The organism is Sporofaciens sp. JLR.KK001, from assembly GCF_036941055.1.
Taxonomy (GTDB): domain Bacteria; phylum Bacillota; class Clostridia; order Lachnospirales; family Lachnospiraceae; genus Sporofaciens.
Map to the genome: position 1 here is coordinate 2,760,806 of NZ_JAYMNO010000001.1, position 19,312 is coordinate 2,780,117.

The following is a 19,312-nucleotide window of genomic DNA, read 5'->3' on the forward strand; positions in this document are numbered from 1 at the left end:
AAATTTTAAGAAAGGGGGCTTGTCTATGTCGGAATTATCTTTTGAAAGGGAAGTTCTTGATCGTCTGATTGCGATTGAAGGAAAACTTGACGGCTACAACAACGCGAAAGCGAAGACCTATGAAAACGAAAAAGACATCATTCAGTTAAAAGACGACGTTCAGGACGCGGAAAAGAGAATTTCAGATCTGGAAGACGCGAATAAGTGGCTGACGCGGACGATTGCCGCCACTATTATAACAATCGTCGTCGGCGCCGTCGTCTTCGCTATTCGCATGGGCGCCGGAGTTTAAGAAAGGAGCCGGGAAACGTGAGAAGAAGACGCAGAAGGAAGCGGCCGCCGGAGTTTTCAAAGAAAATCCTGACGGAAGCAAAAATCGAATGTTGGATCATTACCGCCTTCGGACTGTTTTTCACCTGGAAGGGGCTTGACGTGACGTTCTTCTGTTATGTAATTCCGGTATGCTGGGGCGGCTATGCAATCGCCAGGGCGTTTTACTACAACAAGGCGAAGGCAGAAAATGCGATCAAACTTCGCAAGGCATACCAGAAAGCCGGACTTGACGCGGCGCCGGCGGAAGAACAGTTTGAAAGCGCGATGAATGAAGACATTCAGGAAACGTATTAGAAGGGAGATTTTAAAAATGGATTTACAGAATTTGCTTGAAACTATTGTCAATACCGTACTGATTCCGGCGATCCCGATCGTCGTCGGCGCCGCGGTTCAGTATGTCCGCACGAAGACGGAAGGAAGCAAGATTGAAGAAGCCGTCGGAATCGTCCTGGACGCCGTGGATCAGACGAACCAGACGTTCGCGGATCAGTTGCGGAAAGACGGAACCTTCACGGAAGAAAAACAGCGTGAAGCGATGGAAAAATCCGTCAAGACCGCGCTTTCCATGATGAACGAACGCACGTTGAAGATCCTTGAAAGGGAGTTCAACGACGTTGAAGCGTGGATCGTATCGAAGATCGAAGCGGCTTGTAAAGAGAATAAGAGAATTAACAGCTAATAACCGGGCGGCGCCTTTTCACGGGCGGCCGCCTTTTTCTGAAAGAAGGTATTTTATGGCATTAAGAGGAAAAGACAACGCGGAAAAAATCTGGAACTTTTTTCTTGATGAAAGATTCAGTATTTACGGAATCGCCGCGCTTATGGGAAATCTTTTCGCGGAAAGCGGCCTTGATCCGAAGAATCTTCAAAATTCATGTGAAAAGCGCCTGAACTATACCGACACCGAATATACGACCGCCGTTGATAATGGAACATATAAAAATTTTGCATACGACGGCGCCGGATATGGGCTTCCACAATTCACATTCCCTTCAAGGAAAGAAGCGTTTTATAAATATGCAAAAGACGTCGGGAAGTCGATCGGCGATCTGGAAACACAACTTCTTTTCATGGTTAAGGAAATGAAGAAAGATTTCAAGTCTGTATATTCGGCATTGAAAACGGCGTCCGATGTGAAGACGGCTTCGGATCTTGTGCTAAAAAAATACGAAGCACCGAAGGATCAGTCCGACGCGGTGAAAAGGAAACGGGCCGAATACGGCCAGGAATATTTTAACCGGTTTTCAGGAGCCGGAGAAAAGAAAGGGGAAATCAATATGTCTATCATGGTAGGAAGTGCAAGAATTGACGAAAGAGGAAACGCCAGCGGCGGCGCCGCCGGAGATCAGAAGCAGACGTCCGCAACAAACGATCTGACCGGTGAAGTAAGTATGCAGAAAATGTATTCCCACTCTAAAGGGTGGTATATTTTGCGGCCGAAGTCCGCGGCGCACGCGGTAAAAATGGCGGATCTGATGAAGGCCGCGTGTAACAATGCAAATATCGGCTACGATCAGGGCAACCGCCTGGGGGTTGTGCAACACGGCATTATGACAGCCGTTAAAACTGAATGTGATTGTTCTTCGCTTGTCCGTGAAGTGGTGAAGGAAGCAACCGGAAAGGATCCCGGAAACTTTACCACGGCAAACGAAGCGGCGTCCCTGGAAGCAACCGGCCTTTTTGAAAGCAAGCGTTCCTATGTATCGCAGAGCGCGACGCCGGTATATGACGGGGACGTGTTAGTCACGAAAGCAAAAGGTCATACCGTGATTGTCGTAAGCGGAAACGCAAGAAAGGCCGCTTCCGGTTCTTCCAGTGCGCCGGCGCCGTCCGTTTCTACGGCGAAGATTGAAAGCGCGAAAGGGTTTGACAAAACGCTTGCCGGCGCATATAAGACGATCGGAAGCCTTTATTTAAGGGCCGGAGCCGGGAAAGGAAAGCCGGAACTTGTCGTCATGCCGAATAATACAACCGTGAGAAATTACGGATATTATACCCTTGTTGACGGTACAAAGTGGCTTTATGTGCAGACGACGATCAAGGGCGTTACATATACCGGTTTTTGCAGTAGTAACACAAAATATCTTGCTAAACAGTAAAGCGCCGTTTTCAAAATGTAAAATAATGTTTTAAAAACTACACTTGACCGTTTAAATAATGTGTGATAAAATGGGCGGCGAAGGGGGTTTTAAAGGGGGTACAATCCCAGGACGCCAGGCCGTCGCTATGCGAAGCAAAATTCCGGCCGTCTGACGCGCCAGAATAGCCCAGGAAGCCCCCGAACGGGTTCAAGTGTAGAAATACCCACATACGGAAGAAAACGTCTTAAAACGGCCGTGTGTGGGTTGTTTTATTTTCTGGATTCCGGCGCCGGCTTCCCTGGGCGTAAATTCCGGCCGCCTGACGCGCTAGGAAGGCCCAGGAAGCCCCCCGGAATGGTTCAGGCAAGAAACGGCCGCTAAAAGAAATAAAGCCCTTTACGGGGCTTATATTAAGTCTGATTAAGTCTGAAATACTCTGATTAAGTCTGATATACTCTGATTAACACTGAAATCAAAAAGACGGCCAGCCGGCCGCCTAAAATATGGTGTATTCACTTGTATTTCTGAAATTTATAGTGATACTTTGCGGCGTTATCATGTGTTCGGCCGCTTCGGTTATTTCTGTCACTTCATAGGCGGAATCAAGGTTTTCTTGCACTATCCGCCGCGCGTCTGATTCTGAACACGCTTTCACATATCCAAAATGCCCCGGTACATATTCCGGCGAAGTCTTCATTTTCCAATAAGCCCTATAAATCATGTTTTCCTTCCTTTCCGGCCAGCGGCGCCAGGCCGCCGGCCCTTGCAAATTTATTTTGTTATCATGCTTACCGTGGAAGCGTCAAGGCGAAGAACCGTGTCAAGAATTGTCTGTCTGTATTTTAAGACGTTCGACACACGCGCCAGCGCTTCGCGTTCTTTCTTAAATGGAATCAGTGAAAGCGCATACTGTACAAGATTTTCTTCCGCCTGGCGGAATGTTTCTTTTGCTTCAACCAGCTTCGCCCATAACCCGGATTCCTCAACCAGCTTTCCAAAATCTTCAATCGCTTTGTCGGCGGCTTCGTCGTCGTCGATGGCCCATGTTGCGACAGGAACGGAACCGTCTTCGTTTACGATTCCCAGGGATTTAACGAAATCCGCTTCCATTTTCTTTTCCTGGGATTCCAGAATGTCAAGCGCCTTCTTTGCTTCGATATATGCCTTTTGTTCTTTACTGTATTTTCTCATTTTTATTTTCCTTCCTTTCCTTACCTTATGTCTATATTATACACTTGAAAGTGTAATTTGTCAAGAATAAATGTAAAAATAAAGTGAAAAATTTAAAATAAATGTTTTCATAGTTCATTTTGAAATGTAAAAAAAGAAGGGCCGAAGCCCTTCTTGATTAGTTCGCCGATTCCGCATTGAACATTTTCCAGACGTCCGCGCCTATTTGCCTTTTAATATCTTCATGATCCAGCGCCAGGCGGTAGAATAAAGCTGACATAAAGGAAATTTTCGCTTGTTCCCATTGTTCGGCCGTATAATTCAATTCTTCGGCCCTTGCCGCCGCTATGGAAAGCGCTTCCTGGGCGATCGGGTTTGTATTAAGTTCCTGACGAATGACTTCTAAAATTTTCTTTGTATTTTCCATGATTTATAATTCCTTTCTTATTTTGCTGGGAGCCGCCGGCCTTCCGGCCGGCTTTTGGTTTATGCTACAAGGCTAGGGGCCATTGAATACTGGCCTAACGGATAGATTGTTTCGGCGTTCCGATATTCAGAAATTTTCTTTACCACACGGCACTTCTTGACTTCTTTCCCGTTGCTGATTGTGATTGTTTGCGCCGTTCTGGCAATTACTGTATAAGTCCAGACACATTCCTGATTACAAATGCTTCTCATACTGTATTCTTTTCCGATTTCAAATTTTCTCATTTTTTATATCCTTCCCTTCCCTTCCTTACCTTATGTCTATATTATACACGTGAAAGTGTAATTTGTCAAGTATAAATGTAAAAATAAAGTGAAAAAATTCAAGCATAATTTACTATTGACATTTCAAAGTGTATTGTGTAAAATAGCAGTACAACCGAAAGAAAGAAGGTGTAAAAATGAAAGCTAACACGGCAGAGAAGATCCGGTTCCTGAAAAACAGAAGAAATGTAACGCTGGGAGAAATCGCGGAAGTGACAGGGCAGACGCGCCAGAACTTTTCAAATAAATTAAAGCGGAACGATTTCAGAGAGTCCGAACTTTCGGCGATCGCCGATTTCCTGGGTTGTGAATTAAAGATTTCATTCGTTGACAGAGAATCCGGCGAAGAAATCTAATAAAAATTTAAAAGAGGGAAAGTCTTATGTATAATGAAATAGATCTTGACGCGATCGACACGACGCAAGAACCGCCGACAGAAGAACCGGCCCGTCAATATTACTTTATGGCAAAATGCCGGCAGTGGGTTCGGGAGTTTGAACAGAAAAACGGCCGTCGCCCGTTCGCGTTTACTCAAACGTTCGGGTGTCAGATGAACGCCAGGGATTCCGAGAAGCTTCGAGGCATCTTAAAGGAAATGGGATATGAGGAAGCTTCGGAGGAGAAGGCGGACTTCGTGATCTATAATACCTGTACGGTCCGGGAGAATGCGAACACGAGGGTGTATGGACGGCTTGGGCAGCTAAAGCCCCGGAAGAAGAAGCATCCCCATATGATGATCGGCCTTTGCGGCTGTATGATGCAGGAGCCTGAGGTTGTGGAGAAGCTAAAGAAGAGCTACCGGTTTGTGGATATTATCTTTGGGACCCATAATATCTATAAATTCGCAGAGTTGGTTGCAACGCGCCTTCTGTCAGGGCGGATGGTGATCGACATCTGGAAGGACACGGACAGAATCGTGGAGGACCTTCCGAATCAGCGGAAATACACCTTCAAATCCGGGATCAATATTATGTTTGGATGCAATAATTTCTGCAGCTATTGTATCGTACCTTATGTGAGGGGCCGGGAGAGAAGCCGGGATCCAAAGGCGATCATCCGGGAGATTGAGCGGTTGACGGCAGACGGAGTCAGTGAGGTGATGCTGCTTGGGCAGAATGTGAATTCTTATGGGAAGACCCTGGATACGCCGATGACGTTCGCAGGGCTGCTTAAGGAGATCGAACAGATAGAAGGGCTTAGGCGGATCCGGTTTATGACTTCCCATCCGAAGGATCTGTCCGACGAACTGATAGAGGTGATGAAGAATTCGAAGAAGATCTGCAGGCATCTGCATCTTCCGGTGCAGTCGGGAAGCACGGATATCCTTGCGAAGATGAACCGGCGCTACACAAAGGAGCAGTATCTTGAATTGACGGAAAAGATCCGCAAAGCGGTGCCGGATATCTCCCTTACAACGGATATTATCGTGGGATTCCCGGGGGAGACGGAAGAGGATTTTGAAGAGACTCTTGACGTAGTAAGGAAGGTGCGCTATGACAGTGCATTTACCTTCATCTACTCGAAGCGGACGGGAACGCCTGCCGCCGTGATGGAGAATCAGGTGCCGCAAGACGTGATCAAGGACCGGTTCGACCGTCTGCTTAAGGAAGTGCAGGCGATCGCGGCAGAAACCTGCGCAGTGCATGAGGGAACCGTGCAGGAGGTGCTTGTGGAGGATATCTGCGACCATGACCCTTTGATGGTAACAGGGAGACTGAGCAACAATCTGCTGGTACATTTCCATGGAGGAAGGGAACTGATCGGGCAGTATGTGGATGTGGAGCTTAAGGAGTGCCGGGGATTCTACTATATCGGACAGGCAATCGGCATATAAAAAATTCATTTGATACGGATGACAATGATAAGGGAGAAAGATATATGACAGTGAGATTCTATGAAGAGGTTGAGGACAGCCTGCTGAAATTTGCGGTGATCATAGCGAGAACGGAAGGAAAATATGTTTTCTGTAAGCATAAGTCAAGGGAAACTCTGGAGGTGCCTGGAGGGCATAGAGAAGAAGGGGAGACGATCCTTGCGGCGGCAAAAAGAGAACTGTATGAAGAGACCGGGGCGTTAGATTATCGCATAGAACCGGTCTGTGTATATTCGGCTACATCGGATCCTGACGGAGAAGAGACCTTTGGGATGTTGTATTATGCCGAGGTTGAAGCGTTCGAGAAGGAATTACATAGTGAGATCGAGAAGATCGTGATCATGGAGGAATGTCCGGAGCGCTGGACATATCCCGAGATACAGCCGAAGCTTCTTGCCGAGGCGAAAAGGAGAGGGTTGTATGCTGGATCTTAGGATCAAGGAATATCTTTCCAGAGTTGGTATCCGCAAGATATCTGAACTGGATACGGCGCTGATTGAAACCTATGGACAAGAAGAAGGAGAGAATCATATTGATCAATTGACCAAATTATTTGATCTTTCAGAAGAGCGGCTGATGTATGGGAGCAAAGATATGCCTTATCTCCACCGTCAAGAGGAGCTTGTGGATTACCTGAATCAAAGCATACAGATGAGCATTCTGGCTGCTTCTTTTTATGATTATGTGTTCTTTCGAAGGGTCATGGATTATCTGTTGAAGTATGAGCGTTATTGGACAGGGGATATTCTTGACATTGGCTGCGGCAATGGGATTCTGTCTTGTTTTCTGGCCATGCTGCATCCCGAGTCTTCTGTCACAGGCCTGGACTTGTCCCGGAATGCCGTATCCGTGGCAGAAGAACTTGCCGGAAGCCTTTCGGCAGAGAATGTGCATTTTGCCTGTGCAAAAGAGTCGGGGGGAAGGACGTATGACACCCTGTTTTCCTGCCGCACGGTACATGAGAATGTTGTATGGAGGCCTCTGATCGAGGAATCGAAGGCGACGCCGCTGTCCACAGAGGAGCAGACGAAACGGCATGAGGAATATGCGAAGACGCTTTCAGCGTTCGTAAAACCGCAGGGATATCTGATCAGCGTAGAGCGTTACGAAGATGACATCGCGTATGCCGGTTTCCTCTGTGCTTTGACAGGGGCAGGCCTTTGTACAGTGAAGGGAACGCGGATGCAGTTTTCCTGTAAAAACGGGGATGAGATGGCTGCGTTTCAGGCAAGTATCTTTCAGTTCTTGCCTTTATGTGATGGAAAGGATATCTTGAAGAAATAAATACCACCTATAATCTCTGCCCAAAATGCTCACACTAAGTATGACAAACATAAGTGAGGGTATATACATGAAGAAACTCAGCGAGTATTTATTTCTGTGGACACTTGGCGGAAGTCTCTATTATTTCTTTGAGATATTCTTCCGCGGTTTTTCCCACTGGTCCATGTTCATACTTGGAGGAATCTGTATGGTATTTTTTACCGTACAGGGACAGGCGGTCCATTGGGAGGATGCATTGTGGAGGCAGATTTTAAGATGCATCATATTTGTAACGGCAATGGAATTCATTACGGGAATCATTGTAAATAAATGGCTTCATATGGCGGTGTGGGATTACAGCAATCAGCCCTTTCAGTTATTCGGGCAGATCTGTCTGCCGTTTATGATTATTTTCTCCGGCTTATGTGCCCTGGGGATTTTCCTTGGAGGGTACCTGTCTTACTGGCTGTACGGGGAAGAGAAGCCGCATTATCATGTACTATAGGTGTAAAATCTTTGCGGAATTATCAGAGATTTTACACCTTTTTGCTTTGCTGTAGTTGCCATTTCGCGGTTCTGTAAGTATACTTGAATGTAGATATGAAGTAAGTTACGGAGGATATAAGATGTCATTTACGATCTATGTAAGAATGAAGAGGCAGGGCAGGCGCATGAACATTGTTAATAAAAAGTGGTGCAGCTGAATCGTAGCCAAATGAGAAATTCTATCTTCCTTATTTTAGAAAGAAATGCTATAATTAAGAAGCACAATCAGAAGAAAAGTAGAAGAGAGGTACGAAAGTGGCGGAATTAACACCGATGATGCAGCAGTATGTGGAGACGAAGAAGGAGTATAAGGACTGCATTTTATTCTATAGATTGGGAGACTTTTATGAGATGTTCTTCGAGGATGCGCTGACTGCATCACGGGAACTGGAGATTACGCTTACCGGCAAGAACTGCGGACTTGAGGAACGTGCACCTATGTGCGGCGTTCCTTATCACGCTGTGGACAGTTATCTGAACCGGCTGGTATCCAAGGGCTACAAGGTAGCGATCTGTGAGCAGATGGAGGATGCGGCGAGCGCCAGGGGGCTGGTCAAGCGCGATGTGGTCCGTATCGTGACGCCGGGTACGAACCTGGATGTGCAGGCCCTTGACGAGACGAAGAATAACTATATCATGTGCGTGGTCTATATTGCGGATCGGTACGGGCTGTCGGTTGCAGATGTGACCACCGGGGAATATATGGTCACGGAGCTTACCGGATCGGAGAAGCTGTTTGATGAGATCTACAAGTACATGCCGTCGGAACTGATCTGCAATGAGTCCTTCTATATGAGCGGCATGGATCTGGAGCTCCTTAAGGATAAATTAGGGATCACGCTTTATTCGTTGGATTCCTGGTATTTTGATGATAAGATCTGTCAGCGGACGCTTACGGATCATTTTCATGTGAATGCACTGGACGGGCTTGGTCTTAAGGATTATGACTGCGGGGTGATCGCGGCGGGAGCGCTGCTAAAGTATCTCCTGGAGACGCAGAAGCGGGATCTGTCTCATATCACCAGATTGTCCGTCTATGCGGCGGGGAAATATATGCTGCTTGACAGCTCTACAAGGCGTAACCTTGAGCTCTGTGAAACGATTCGGGAGAAGCAGAAGCGAGGTTCGCTTCTGTGGGTGCTGGATAAGACGAAGACGGCCATGGGAGCGAGAGCTCTGCGCAAGCAGATCGAACAGCCGCTGATCGACAAGAGGGAGATCGAGCGCCGATTGGATGCAGTGGAGGAGCTTAAGGATAATGCCATTTCCAGAGAAGAGATCCGGGAATATCTGTCCTCTGTCTACGATCTGGAGCGTTTGGTGTGCAGGATCACCTATCAGTCTGCGAATCCAAGAGATCTGATCGCATTCGAGCATTCCCTTGCTATGCTGCCTCATATCAAATACATTCTGCGGGAAATGAAAACGCCGCTGCTTAAGGAATTATACAACAGCCTGGATACGCTTGAGGATCTCTGTGAGCTGGTAAAGAGCGCCATCAAGGAGGAACCGCCCATTGCCATGAAGGAGGGCGGCATCATCAAGGAAGGCTATAACGAGGAGGTGGATCGGCTTCGGTCTGCCAAGTCGGACGGGAAGGAGTGGCTTGCGAAGCTCGAAGCCAACGAGAGGGAGAAGACGGGGATCAAGAACCTGAAAGTGCGTTTTAACAAGGTGTTCGGCTATTATCTGGAGGTGACCAATTCTTTCAAGAATATGGTGCCGGAATACTATATCCGCAAGCAGACCCTTGCCAATGCGGAGCGCTATATTATACCGGAGCTTAAGGAACTGGAAGATACGATCCTTGGCGCGGAGGATAAGCTGTATGCATTGGAATACCAGTTATACTGTGAGGTTCGGGATCAGATCGGCAGGGAGATCCTTCGGATCCAGTCAAGCGCGGGAGCTGTAGCACAGTTGGATGCACTCTCTTCCCTGGCGCTGGCCGCAGAGCGGAATCATTATGTCCGTCCGGGCATCAACGAGAAAGGGATCATAGATATCAAGGACGGGCGTCATCCTGTGGTGGAGCGGATGATACCGGGTGATATGTTTATCGCCAACGATACCTATCTGAACGATAAGAAGAACCGGATCTCAGTCATCACAGGTCCGAATATGGCGGGCAAATCCACCTACATGCGGCAGACGGCGCTCATTGTCCTGATGGCGCAGATCGGATCCTTTGTTCCGGCATCCAGCGCGGATATCGGGCTGGTAGACCGGATCTTCACCCGGGTGGGGGCGTCTGACGACCTGGCGAGCGGCCAGAGTACCTTCATGGTGGAGATGACGGAGGTTGCCAATATCCTGCGCAATGCTACCGGCAGGAGTCTGCTGATCTTAGATGAGATCGGCCGCGGGACAAGTACCTTCGACGGCTTAAGTATCGCCTGGGCGGTGATCGAGCATATCAGCAACAGCAAGCTCCTTGGGGCCAAGACATTATTTGCCACCCATTACCATGAACTGACGGAGCTTGAGGGGAAGATCAATAACGTGAATAATTACTGCATTGCCGTGAAGGAGAAGGGCGACGATATCATCTTCCTTAGGAAGATCGTCAAAGGCGGTGCGGATAAGAGCTACGGTATCCAGGTGGCAAGGCTTGCGGGGGTCCCGGAGACGGTGATCGAGCGTGCGAAGGAGATCGTGGAGGAACTGGTGCAGGCGGATATCACGGATAAGATCAAGGATATCGCATCACACGGGCAGGAACAGCCGGCGGCAAAGCCCCGGCATTACGATGAGGTGGACCTAGCCCAGATGTCTTTATTCGATACGGTGAAGGACGATGATGTGATCGATGAGATCAAGAACCTGGATCTGGGGAATCTGACACCCATCGACGCGCTGAATACATTATATCAGCTTCAGAACAAGCTGAAGAACCGATGGTAATACATATGGCAAGATAAGAGGCAGGATAAGGAATGAATAAGATACAGGTCTTAGATACGGTTACAATAGATAAGATCGCGGCGGGCGAGGTGATCGAGCGCCCCGCATCCGTGGTCAAGGAGCTGGCGGAGAATGCCATTGACGCCGGGGCGACGGCTGTCGTTGTGGAGATAACGGACGGCGGGACTTCGCTTATACGGATTGCAGATAACGGATGCGGAATCGAGCGGGACGAGGTGCCAAGCGCGTTCCTGCGCCATTCTACCAGTAAGATCCGAACGGTGGACGATCTGGTGCATATCGGGTCTCTGGGCTTCCGCGGGGAGGCTTTGTCGAGTATCGCGGCAGTCTCTCAGGTAGAACTGATCACGAAGACGAGAGAGCAGGAATTCGGGACCAGATACCGGATCAACGGCGGGAAGGAAGTGGATCTGGAAGATACGGGCGCACGCGAAGGAACTACGTTTTTGATCCAACAGTTGTTCTACAATGTTCCCGCCAGAAGGAAGTTCTTGAAGACGCCCATGACGGAGGCGAGTCATGTGGGAGATCTGATGACCAGGCTTGCCCTGTCTCATCCGGAGATCTCCTTCCAATTTATCAATAACGGACAATCAAGGCTTCACACTTCCGGGAACGGGAATCTGAAGGATGTGATCTATCACGTGTATGGGCGGGAGATCGCGTCGAATCTGCTTCGGGCAGAATGGGAAGCGCCGGGAATGAAGATCACCGGATTCTTAGGGAAGCCAGTGATATCCAGGGGGAACCGGAATTTTGAGAATTATTTTATCAACGGCAGATATGTGAAGAACAATATTGTGTCAAAGGCTATCGAGGATGCATACAAAGACTTCTCCATGCAGCATAAATATCCGTTTGTGGTGCTGCATATGGAGATCGACGGCGAGAAGGTGGATGTGAATGTACATCCGGCGAAGATGGAGCTTCGGTTTCATAATCAGCAGGAGGTCTACAATCAGGTGTATGCGGCGGTGAATCAGGGGCTTCATGCGGAAGAATTGATTCCGCATGTGGAGCTTGAGGTTCCAGATGTTTCCCGTGTGGGTAACTGCGGGAATGAGGAGAATAGACGAGACAATAGAGGTAAAAGAGATAGCAGGTCTTCCATAGATAACTGTAAAAGTGACGGGAATGGTGTGAAAAAGGATGGGTCGGTGCTTCCCTTTGAAGGACTTGCCAGAAATAATGGGATTTTTGAATCTCAGAAGGCAACGCCTGACCAAAGCTCTAGAGCAGTTGAGGTGGATAATCAGGAAACTTTATCTGACAATCCGGTTCAGGAAAAAGCAGCGAAATCTCCCCTTCCCCCGCCGTCAGAGCGTAACCTTGATTACTTCATGGAGAAGATGAAGGAACGTGTTAAAGCGTATCACAGCCAGCGCTCGTGTGCCGAGGTGATGGACAAGGGCGGGATATTTAAGCCGGAGATCCAGGCGGACAGGATCCGTGAAGCAGCGGTATATGGCAAGAATCTGCAGATCTCAGAAAAGACGGAAGCTTCTTTGAGCCAGGCAGAGGAAGGCTTGAAGAAAGAGAATATCGGGCAGACAGAAGAACCCAGGCAGTTGAATCTGTTTGAAGAGAAGCTGCTGACGAGAGAGGCGAAGGATGAGTACCATCTGATCGGACAGGTCTTCGAGACTTATTGGCTGGTGGAATACCGTGATAATCTCTACATCATTGACCAGCACGCGGCTCATGAGAGGGTCTTATACGAACGGACCTTAAAGAGCATGAAGTCAAGGGAGTTCACCTCTCAAATGATCAGTCCGCCTATCATCCTGGACTTGAGCATGCAGGAGGCGGAGCTTCTGAGGCAGTATATGGATCAATTTACCCGGATCGGGTTCGAATTCGAGGAATTCGGGCAGGAATCTTTCGCGGTCAGGGCGGTTCCTGATAATCTGTTCAGTATCGCCAAGAAGGATCTGCTGCTGCAGATGCTTGACAGCCTGTCGGATGAGATCAGCCGGAATCTGTCGCCGGAGTTGGTCGACGAGAAGGTGGCTTCTATGTCCTGCAAGGCGGCGGTGAAGGGGAATATGAGGCTTTCCGCCGCAGAGGTCGATACACTGATCGGCGAGCTTCTGACTCTTGAGAATCCCTACCACTGTCCGCACGGGAGACCGACCATTATCGCCATGAGCCGCCGGGAATTAGAGAAGAAATTTAAAAGGATTGTGTGAGCATGGAGCATAACAGTAAGAAACCAGTGGTAGTTCTGACAGGCCCTACGTCCGTTGGGAAGACGAAAGCGTCCATCGGGCTTGCCAGGGCGATCGGCGGGGAGATCATTTCCGCGGATTCCATGCAGGTTTATAAGCATATGGATATCGGTTCTGCCAAGATCCGTCCGGAGGAGATGAACGGGATCCCCCACTACCTGGTGGATGTGTTAGAACCGTGGGAGGAATTCCACGTGGTACGCTTTCAGCAGATGGCGAAATCAGCGATGGAGAAGATCTATGCCAACCAGCATATTCCAATCATCGTCGGCGGTACGGGATTTTACATCCAGGCGCTTCTGTATGATATTGATTTCACGGAAAACGACGGGGATGACGGTTATCGGCAGGCGCTTGAAGAAGAGGCAAGGGAACATGGGGCGCAGGCGCTTCACGACCGCTTACGCAGGGTCGATCCGGCGGCGGCTGATCAGATCCATGCCAATAATGTGAAACGTGTGATCCGTGCCCTAGAATTCTATCATCAGACGGGGGAGCAGATTTCCAGGCATAATGAGAAGGAGCGGCAGAAAGAATCCCCCTATGAATTCGTCTATTTTGTGCTGAATGACGACCGGAAGCGCCTCTATGACCGGATTGACAGGCGGGTGGATCAGATGCTTGCCGAGGGACTTGTAGACGAGGTGAAGGCCTTGCAGGATATGGGATGCACCAGAGATATGGTATCCATGCAGGGGCTTGGATATAAGGAGATCCTGGCTTATCTTTGCGGGGAGTTGAGTCTTGAAGAGGCAGTTTATCTGCTGAAACGGGATACCAGACATTTTGCTAAGAGACAGATTACCTGGTTTAAGAGGGAGAGAGAAGTCATCTGGATCAGCAAGGGAGATTATGAATACGATGAGGACAGGATTCTTGAAGATATGCTGAGTTATATCCGAGAGAAGCATTTGTAGGGAAGATAAGGGGAGTACTACGATGAGAAGATTATTTAAGAGCAAATTTATCAAGAAAATGAATACGCTGCTGAAGGTCTATTCGCATTCCCATAATACGGAAGCGACCTACAAAGAGCTGCTGAATCTAAAGCCGCTGATCCGGAATCAGGGGGAGGAATCGCTCTTTGAGCTGAACCGTGCGTCCCTTCTCTATGATATGAAGCAGTATAAGGAGGCGGCGGAGATCATTATGCATATTCAGCCGCTGAACCCGGAATTCGACGCCAAATGTGCGGTCGTCAGGACGAAGATCCTGGATTCGTGGAGGTAATTTTATTAAGGAAGAAGAGGAATTGACATGATGAATGATCATAATATAGATATGGCTTCTCTGTATGAAGAGATGGGCGTGCGAAGGGAAGTCCTGGAATTCGGACGTAAGATGGAGGATGGGCTTAAGGATCGTTTTGCTGCCATTGACGAGACGGCGGAGTATAACCAGCTCAAGGTGATCCATGCCATGCAGAAGAATCAGGTCAGCGAGGGATGCTTCCACTATGCCAGCGGTTACGGCTATAACGATGCAGGGCGCGACACGCTGGAGGAAGTGTATGCCTCTGTATTTCATACAGAAAGCGCATTGGTGCGCCCGCAGATCACCTGTGGAACCCATGCGCTGGCGCTGGCGCTGAGTGCGAATTTACGGCCTGGAGACGAGCTGCTGTCACCGGTCGGCAAGCCTTATGATACCTTGGAGGAAGTGATCGGGATCCGTCCGTCTAAGGGTTCTCTTGCGGAATATGGGGTATCTTATTCCCAGGTAGAGCTTCTTGAGGACGGAACCTTTGATTATGAAAATATCCGCAGAGCAATCCATGAGAAGACGAAGATGGTGACGATCCAACGATCCAAGGGATATCAGACCAGACCAAGCTTCTCTGTGAAGCAGATCGGTGAGCTGATTCATTTTGTCAAGGAGATCAGGCCGGACATCATCTGCATGGTTGATAATTGTTACGGGGAATTTGTGGAGACAAGAGAGCCAAGTGATGTGGGCGCGGATCTGGTGGTCGGATCGCTGATCAAGAATCCGGGCGGCGGATTAGCTCCGATCGGGGGATATATCGCGGGCAGGAAGGACCTGATCGAAGCGTGCGGGTACCGCCTGACTTCCCCGGGGCTTGGGAAAGAGGTGGGCGCGTCCCTTGGAGTGATGCAGTCCTTCTATCAAGGGCTGTTTCTTGCGCCTACGGTGACGGCAAGCGCGCTGAAGGGAGCCATTTTCGCGGCAAATATCTATGAAAGTCTTGGGTATCCGGTGGTGCCGGACAGCGCTGAGAGCAGGCATGATATTATCCAGGCGGTGACATTTGGGAAGCCGGAGGGAGTGATTGCCTTCTGTAAGGGGATCCAGGCGGCAGCGCCGGTGGATTCCTTCGTGACGCCGATTCCATGGGCGATGCCGGGATACGACAGCGACGTGATCATGGCGGCGGGGGCGTTCGTGCAGGGATCGTCCATCGAGCTGAGTGCGGACGGACCGATCAAGCCTCCTTACGCGGTGTACTTCCAAGGCGGGCTTACATGGCCCCATGCGAGGCTTGGGATATTGATGTCGCTAGAGTATCTGGTAAGGGAAGGCGTGGTCGTGTTATGAGGCAAATCTCAAGTATGTGGGATTTTCCGGTTATGGATGGGGTTGATTTTCAGGATGCCAACCGTGTGCACCCGCTTATGCAGAAAAGAGTAGAGAGACTGATCCGTGAATTTGCAAAGGACCCCAATATCCGCAAGGTGATATTATTCGGCAGTTCGTTGGAATTTCGATGCAATAGTGCCAGTGATATCGATTTGTACATTGAAAAATATGATTCGGATAAGAAATTGATAGATTTACCCGAGATAGATTGTGAAATAGATCTTATCTCCAATTTGTCTCCTGCAAGCAGATTATATAAAGAAATTGAACAGACAGGGTTGTTATTATATGAGAGGTGAGAAAAATGTGCGATATCAGATTGTTTCGGAGTGCGAAGATGGATTATGAGACCGCGGCAATGATCTGGACGCATCCGTACAATGATGAGTTGATCTTGAATAATGCGGCATATCATCTGCAGCAGACAGTTGAAAAAACGTTGAAAGGCGTAAAGTGAATGGAATTGAAAATGAACTGCGAAAAGAACTTCAGGATTCTGCAATAAAAGAAAAGCTGCTTAATTGTCTGCCGGAGAATAAAAAAGATTGCAGTGATTTTGAGTTAAATTGTTACTATATCATGTTTGGGAAGAAGATCAGGATGAAGGATGAATGAGAAGGATTGGAATTATCGGAGGGGGAGCGGCAGGTATCGCGGCGGCGATCACTGCGGCGAGAAATGACCGGCAGGCGAAGGTATTTATTCTGGAGCAGAAGGATAGAATCGGCAGGAAGATCCTCGCGACGGGGAACGGACGCTGTAATCTGACCAACTGTCAGATCGGCAGCGCTTGTGTGGAGTCGTGTTATCGTGGTGAGAATCTCGCCGCCGTGGACGAAGTGCTTCGGCAGTTTGGATATAAGGAAACATGGCGATTCTTCGAATCCCTGGGACTTGTGATGAAGACGAGGGGAGACTATGTCTATCCCCGCTCCGATCAGGCGGCGTCGGTGTTGGAGCTTCTGAATCTGGAATTAAAACATCTTGGCGTTGAGATTCACTGCGGTATACATGTTCAATCAGTTATCCGGGAGGGGAAAGCCTTCGGAATCCGCGCGGAACGAAGCTTCCATGCGGACAGGGTCATTCTGGCCTGCGGAGGAAAAGCGGCATCCGCATTGGGTTCTGACGGGAGCGGTTATCCGCTGGCGAAGACCTTCGGGCACAGTATCGCACCGGTTGTGCCTGCGCTGGTACAGCTCAGAGTGAAAGCACATCCATTTGCCAAGGCATCCGGCGTCCGCACTGATGCCAGGGTTACGGCGCTGATCGATGGCGTACCGGCTGAAGAGGATACCGGAGAATTACAGATCACGGCATATGGGATATCCGGAATTCCGGTGTTCCAGATCAGCCGTCACATAGCATTGGGATTATATCAGAAGAAGCGTGCAGAGGTGGAGCTTGACCTGCTGCCGGAGTATACAGAGGAAGAACTGTCAGGATTGCTTGCGAAGATAACAGCAAACCGGACGGAGCTGACGATCGGGGAGTGCCTTGCGGGAATATTTAACCAGAAGTTGATTCCGCGGATCCTGGAACAGGCAGGAGTGCGGATGCAGACGAGGGTGCCGGAACTGAGCAGGCATAAGCTTAAGGATATCGCAGATCGGTGTAAGAAGATTCGTCTTACGATCCAGGATACGAATGGTTTTGAGAATGCACAGGTGTGCGCCGGAGGAGTGCGGATGGATGAAGTGGACCCGCGGACGATGGAGTCGAAGAAGCGGAAGGGCATCTATCTTGCGGGAGAACTGTTGGATGTAGATGGAATCTGCGGGGGATATAATCTGCATTGGGCGTGGGCAACCGGGTGTATTGCGGGGAAGGCGGTTGTTAGCAGTAGGTGTATGTGATATGTTTTGATTATCAGGGAAATATCATGGCCATGATAAAGGATGATTTTCTCATCAGCATCCGGTTTCTTGTGAAAGAGAACTCAGATGTCATGAAGCTGCTGCTGTTGGCTGCGCTTTCACGTTTCTTTGTTATGGGTGTTACTCTGGTGGGGCTTCCGTTTATCGTACGGACAATCCTTGGACTGTAATTTCAAAGAATTGAATAAATAGAAGATTGTCAATCCACGGGATTCTTTGTATACTATAGTAAAAATATGTCAGGAGGAACACCCGGATGGATATCGTATTAGAAACAGACCGATTGTATTTACGCGAGATGAATCAAGGTGATATGGAAGCTTTATGCAGAATCCTCAAGGATCCGGAGGTGATGTATGCTTATGAAGGAGCGTTTACCGATGAAGAGGTGCAGGAGTGGCTCGACAGACAGATTGCCCGGTATCAGAAATGGGGTTTTGGATTATGGGCAGTCATTTTGAAGGAGACAGACGAACTGATCGGACAGTGCGGTCTGACCATGCAGCCCTGGCAGGACAGGGAAGTGCTTGAGATCGGATATCTCTTCTGCCGGCAATACTGGCATAGGGGTTACGCCACAGAGGCAGCCAGGGGGTGTAAGAAGTATGCGTTTGAAGAGCTTGGAGCCGATGAAGTCTGTTCGATCATAAGGGATACGAATACGGCTTCCCAGAATGTAGCAGTAAGGAATGGTATGGTTAAGAAGGATTGCTGGACAAAGCATTACCGCGGTGTAGATATGCCGCATGACCGCTATGTGGTTACACGGACAGATTGAAAGGGAATCGGGTATATGTAGATGATCACAAAAGAAGCTGTCAACCAGGCGATTGATTATATATTACAGCATATCGAAGAAGAACTGACGCTTGAGGATGTGGCAGGATACTGCCATTTCTCCAAGTATTATTTCAGCCGTCTTTTTAAGGAGCAGACAGGAGAGAGCGTCTATGGTTTTATCAAGAGAGTGAAGCTTGAACAGAGTGCGTTCCGCCTCAAGACGGAACAGGACCGCCGGATTACAGAGATTGGAGCGGATTACGGCTATAGTTCGTCGAATTACAGTTCGGCATTTAGGCAGCATTATCGGATGGCCCCTATTGATTTCCGAAAGAAGAGTTACCGGCGTTCCATGGAGCATCCCTTTTTCCATCACGAGAGCTGGCAAACAGAATCTTTTGAAATGTGTGACAGTAAGATCACGATTGAAGAGATACCGGATTATTATGTGATCTATGAGAGACGTTTCGGCAATTATGAGAATCTGAGAAGAAACTGGGATACATTTATCCATAAATACCGGGAGTATATCACAGAGGAAACGCTTCTTTTAGAGCGGACCTATGACGATCCCGCGGTGACGTCTGCCGGACACTGCCTGTATGACATCTGTATGAGCGTAGGGGAAGATTGTCCGCTTGGACATACGGCGAAGATCCGGGGCGGGAGATGTATCGTGTATCATTTCAAGGGATATGCGAAACAAATCTATGCGGCATACCAGACCATATTTCTGGTGTGGCTGCCGAGAACATCCTATGAATTGGACGCGGCGAAAAGCTTGTTTGACATCTATCATGAGGTGGACAGCGAGACAATGTATATGGAGCTTGATATCTGTGTTCCTATAAAATAGTAGGCAAGAATTCAGAAGTATATAATCAGATT

General features: G+C 48.7%; 24 protein-coding genes. 21 read left to right on the forward strand and 3 right to left on the reverse strand.

Going from position 1 to position 19,312, the window contains the following annotated elements:
- Positions 1–25: 25 nt before the first annotated feature.
- From VSQ62_RS14270 to VSQ62_RS14285, 4 genes are read left to right on the forward strand one after another with little or no spacing between them, the layout of a single operon-like run.
- Positions 26–292 (forward strand): hemolysin XhlA family protein, encoded by a 267-nt coding sequence (locus VSQ62_RS14270; protein WP_160260733.1) that lies wholly within the window; start codon positions 26–28, stop codon positions 290–292.
- Between the two features lie 17 nt (positions 293–309).
- A complete protein-coding gene (locus tag VSQ62_RS14275) occupies positions 310–627 on the forward strand; it encodes a hypothetical protein (RefSeq protein ID WP_160260732.1) in 318 nt (105 codons plus the stop codon).
- 16 nt (positions 628–643) lie between these two features.
- Positions 644–1,012 carry a hypothetical protein gene (locus VSQ62_RS14280; RefSeq protein ID WP_016301298.1) on the forward strand — a complete coding sequence of 123 codons (369 nt, stop codon included), beginning with the start codon at positions 644–646 and terminating at the stop codon, positions 1,010–1,012.
- A gap of 55 nt (positions 1,013–1,067) precedes the next feature.
- The gene (locus tag VSQ62_RS14285; protein WP_334635502.1) at positions 1,068–2,432 is read left to right on the forward strand and encodes a phage tail tip lysozyme; all 1,365 of its coding nucleotides are present in this window, start codon (positions 1,068–1,070) and stop codon (positions 2,430–2,432) included.
- A gap of 753 nt (positions 2,433–3,185) precedes the next feature.
- On the opposite strand, the gene VSQ62_RS14290 is transcribed toward VSQ62_RS14285, so the two are convergent.
- The 3 genes from VSQ62_RS14290 to VSQ62_RS14300 form a co-directional block, all read right to left on the reverse strand.
- A complete protein-coding gene (locus tag VSQ62_RS14290) occupies positions 3,186–3,605 on the reverse strand; it encodes a hypothetical protein (RefSeq protein WP_016301301.1) in 420 nt (139 codons plus the stop codon).
- Positions 3,606–3,762: 157 nt separating this feature from the next.
- Positions 3,763–4,011 carry a hypothetical protein gene (locus VSQ62_RS14295; RefSeq protein ID WP_334635503.1) on the reverse strand — a complete coding sequence of 83 codons (249 nt, stop codon included), beginning with the start codon at positions 4,009–4,011 and terminating at the stop codon, positions 3,763–3,765.
- 59 nt (positions 4,012–4,070) lie between these two features.
- Positions 4,071–4,295 carry a hypothetical protein gene (locus tag VSQ62_RS14300; RefSeq protein ID WP_334635504.1) on the reverse strand — a complete coding sequence of 75 codons (225 nt, stop codon included), beginning with the start codon at positions 4,293–4,295 and terminating at the stop codon, positions 4,071–4,073.
- A gap of 176 nt (positions 4,296–4,471) precedes the next feature.
- Here VSQ62_RS14300 and VSQ62_RS14305 point away from each other — a divergent pair, with 176 nt between their 5' ends.
- The 17 genes from VSQ62_RS14305 to VSQ62_RS14385 all read left to right on the forward strand — a co-directional run bounded on the left by VSQ62_RS14305 (position 4,472) and on the right by VSQ62_RS14385 (position 19,280).
- Complete coding sequence (locus tag VSQ62_RS14305; RefSeq protein WP_016301304.1) at positions 4,472–4,690, forward strand: helix-turn-helix domain-containing protein; 219 nt, start codon at positions 4,472–4,474, stop codon at positions 4,688–4,690.
- A gap of 26 nt (positions 4,691–4,716) precedes the next feature.
- The gene (miaB, locus tag VSQ62_RS14310; protein WP_334635505.1) at positions 4,717–6,168 is read left to right on the forward strand and encodes a tRNA (N6-isopentenyl adenosine(37)-C2)-methylthiotransferase MiaB; all 1,452 of its coding nucleotides are present in this window, start codon (positions 4,717–4,719) and stop codon (positions 6,166–6,168) included.
- A gap of 44 nt (positions 6,169–6,212) precedes the next feature.
- The gene (locus VSQ62_RS14315; protein ID WP_334635506.1) at positions 6,213–6,641 is read left to right on the forward strand and encodes an NUDIX hydrolase; all 429 of its coding nucleotides are present in this window, start codon (positions 6,213–6,215) and stop codon (positions 6,639–6,641) included.
- Positions 6,628–7,491, forward strand: a complete 864-nt coding sequence (locus VSQ62_RS14320; RefSeq protein ID WP_334635507.1) for a methyltransferase domain-containing protein — start codon at positions 6,628–6,630, stop codon at positions 7,489–7,491. The genes VSQ62_RS14315 and VSQ62_RS14320 overlap by 14 nt, the downstream gene beginning before the upstream one ends.
- Before the next feature lie 67 nt (positions 7,492–7,558).
- The gene (locus VSQ62_RS14325) at positions 7,559–7,975 is read left to right on the forward strand and encodes a putative ABC transporter permease (protein WP_334635508.1); all 417 of its coding nucleotides are present in this window, start codon (positions 7,559–7,561) and stop codon (positions 7,973–7,975) included.
- A 296-nt stretch (positions 7,976–8,271) separates the two neighbouring features.
- Entirely contained in the window at positions 8,272–10,920 is a 2,649-nt protein-coding gene (gene mutS, locus VSQ62_RS14330) for a DNA mismatch repair protein MutS (RefSeq protein ID WP_502957754.1), read from the forward strand.
- A 32-nt stretch (positions 10,921–10,952) separates the two neighbouring features.
- Positions 10,953–13,130 carry a DNA mismatch repair endonuclease MutL gene (gene mutL, locus VSQ62_RS14335; RefSeq protein ID WP_334635509.1) on the forward strand — a complete coding sequence of 726 codons (2,178 nt, stop codon included), beginning with the start codon at positions 10,953–10,955 and terminating at the stop codon, positions 13,128–13,130.
- A 2-nt stretch (positions 13,131–13,132) separates the two neighbouring features.
- Positions 13,133–14,086: a tRNA (adenosine(37)-N6)-dimethylallyltransferase MiaA gene (miaA, locus tag VSQ62_RS14340; protein ID WP_334635510.1), complete on the forward strand. Its 954-nt coding sequence runs from the start codon at positions 13,133–13,135 to the stop codon at positions 14,084–14,086.
- A 22-nt stretch (positions 14,087–14,108) separates the two neighbouring features.
- Positions 14,109–14,399, forward strand: coding sequence for a hypothetical protein (locus tag VSQ62_RS14345; RefSeq protein ID WP_334635511.1), 291 nt, complete (start codon positions 14,109–14,111; stop codon positions 14,397–14,399).
- Between the two features lie 30 nt (positions 14,400–14,429).
- Positions 14,430–15,725, forward strand: a complete 1,296-nt coding sequence (locus tag VSQ62_RS14350; protein WP_334637667.1) for a methionine gamma-lyase family protein — start codon at positions 14,430–14,432, stop codon at positions 15,723–15,725.
- The gene (locus VSQ62_RS14355; RefSeq protein ID WP_334635512.1) at positions 15,722–16,066 is read left to right on the forward strand and encodes a nucleotidyltransferase family protein; all 345 of its coding nucleotides are present in this window, start codon (positions 15,722–15,724) and stop codon (positions 16,064–16,066) included. Before VSQ62_RS14350 ends, VSQ62_RS14355 begins: the two co-directional genes overlap by 4 nt.
- A 5-nt stretch (positions 16,067–16,071) precedes the next feature.
- Positions 16,072–16,224 (forward strand): HEPN domain-containing protein, encoded by a 153-nt coding sequence (locus VSQ62_RS14360; RefSeq protein ID WP_334635513.1) that lies wholly within the window; start codon positions 16,072–16,074, stop codon positions 16,222–16,224.
- A complete protein-coding gene (locus tag VSQ62_RS14365; RefSeq protein ID WP_334635514.1) occupies positions 16,221–16,382 on the forward strand; it encodes a hypothetical protein in 162 nt (53 codons plus the stop codon). The genes VSQ62_RS14360 and VSQ62_RS14365 overlap by 4 nt, the downstream gene beginning before the upstream one ends.
- A complete protein-coding gene (locus VSQ62_RS14370; RefSeq protein WP_334635515.1) occupies positions 16,379–17,623 on the forward strand; it encodes a BaiN/RdsA family NAD(P)/FAD-dependent oxidoreductase in 1,245 nt (414 codons plus the stop codon). The genes VSQ62_RS14365 and VSQ62_RS14370 overlap by 4 nt, the downstream gene beginning before the upstream one ends.
- Positions 17,614–17,814: a hypothetical protein gene (locus VSQ62_RS14375; protein WP_334635516.1), complete on the forward strand. Its 201-nt coding sequence runs from the start codon at positions 17,614–17,616 to the stop codon at positions 17,812–17,814. Before VSQ62_RS14370 ends, VSQ62_RS14375 begins: the two co-directional genes overlap by 10 nt.
- Positions 17,815–17,906: 92 nt before the next feature.
- Positions 17,907–18,422, forward strand: coding sequence for a GNAT family N-acetyltransferase (locus VSQ62_RS14380; protein ID WP_334637668.1), 516 nt, complete (start codon positions 17,907–17,909; stop codon positions 18,420–18,422).
- 21 nt (positions 18,423–18,443) lie between these two features.
- Positions 18,444–19,280 (forward strand): AraC family transcriptional regulator, encoded by an 837-nt coding sequence (locus tag VSQ62_RS14385; RefSeq protein WP_334635517.1) that lies wholly within the window; start codon positions 18,444–18,446, stop codon positions 19,278–19,280.
- Positions 19,281–19,312: the final 32 nt, after the last annotated feature.

What these genes read in the sequence shown, in the direction of transcription:
- VSQ62_RS14305 (WP_016301304.1), top strand. Translation starts at nt 4,472, where the DNA reads ATGAAAGCTAACACGGCAGAGAAGATCCGGTTCCTGAAAAACAGAAGA.
- VSQ62_RS14290 (WP_016301301.1), bottom strand. Translation starts at nt 3,605, where the DNA reads ATGAGAAAATACAGTAAAGAACAAAAGGCATATATCGAAGCAAAGAAG.
- VSQ62_RS14300 (WP_334635504.1), bottom strand. Translation starts at nt 4,295, where the DNA reads ATGAGAAAATTTGAAATCGGAAAAGAATACAGTATGAGAAGCATTTGT.
- VSQ62_RS14325 (WP_334635508.1), top strand. Translation starts at nt 7,559, where the DNA reads ATGAAGAAACTCAGCGAGTATTTATTTCTGTGGACACTTGGCGGAAGT.
- VSQ62_RS14295 (WP_334635503.1), bottom strand. Translation starts at nt 4,011, where the DNA reads ATGGAAAATACAAAGAAAATTTTAGAAGTCATTCGTCAGGAACTTAAT.
- VSQ62_RS14270 (WP_160260733.1), top strand. Translation starts at nt 26, where the DNA reads ATGTCGGAATTATCTTTTGAAAGGGAAGTTCTTGATCGTCTGATTGCG.
- VSQ62_RS14355 (WP_334635512.1), top strand. Translation starts at nt 15,722, where the DNA reads ATGAGGCAAATCTCAAGTATGTGGGATTTTCCGGTTATGGATGGGGTT.
- VSQ62_RS14385 (WP_334635517.1), top strand. Translation starts at nt 18,444, where the DNA reads ATGATCACAAAAGAAGCTGTCAACCAGGCGATTGATTATATATTACAG.
- VSQ62_RS14320 (WP_334635507.1), top strand. Translation starts at nt 6,628, where the DNA reads ATGCTGGATCTTAGGATCAAGGAATATCTTTCCAGAGTTGGTATCCGC.
- VSQ62_RS14350 (WP_334637667.1), top strand. Translation starts at nt 14,430, where the DNA reads ATGAATGATCATAATATAGATATGGCTTCTCTGTATGAAGAGATGGGC.
- VSQ62_RS14315 (WP_334635506.1), top strand. Translation starts at nt 6,213, where the DNA reads ATGACAGTGAGATTCTATGAAGAGGTTGAGGACAGCCTGCTGAAATTT.
- miaB (WP_334635505.1), top strand. Translation starts at nt 4,717, where the DNA reads ATGTATAATGAAATAGATCTTGACGCGATCGACACGACGCAAGAACCG.
- VSQ62_RS14370 (WP_334635515.1), top strand. Translation starts at nt 16,379, where the DNA reads ATGAGAAGGATTGGAATTATCGGAGGGGGAGCGGCAGGTATCGCGGCG.
- miaA (WP_334635510.1), top strand. Translation starts at nt 13,133, where the DNA reads ATGGAGCATAACAGTAAGAAACCAGTGGTAGTTCTGACAGGCCCTACG.
- mutL (WP_334635509.1), top strand. Translation starts at nt 10,953, where the DNA reads ATGAATAAGATACAGGTCTTAGATACGGTTACAATAGATAAGATCGCG.
- VSQ62_RS14360 (WP_334635513.1), top strand. Translation starts at nt 16,072, where the DNA reads ATGTGCGATATCAGATTGTTTCGGAGTGCGAAGATGGATTATGAGACC.
- VSQ62_RS14280 (WP_016301298.1), top strand. Translation starts at nt 644, where the DNA reads ATGGATTTACAGAATTTGCTTGAAACTATTGTCAATACCGTACTGATT.
- VSQ62_RS14345 (WP_334635511.1), top strand. Translation starts at nt 14,109, where the DNA reads ATGAGAAGATTATTTAAGAGCAAATTTATCAAGAAAATGAATACGCTG.
- VSQ62_RS14285 (WP_334635502.1), top strand. Translation starts at nt 1,068, where the DNA reads ATGGCATTAAGAGGAAAAGACAACGCGGAAAAAATCTGGAACTTTTTT.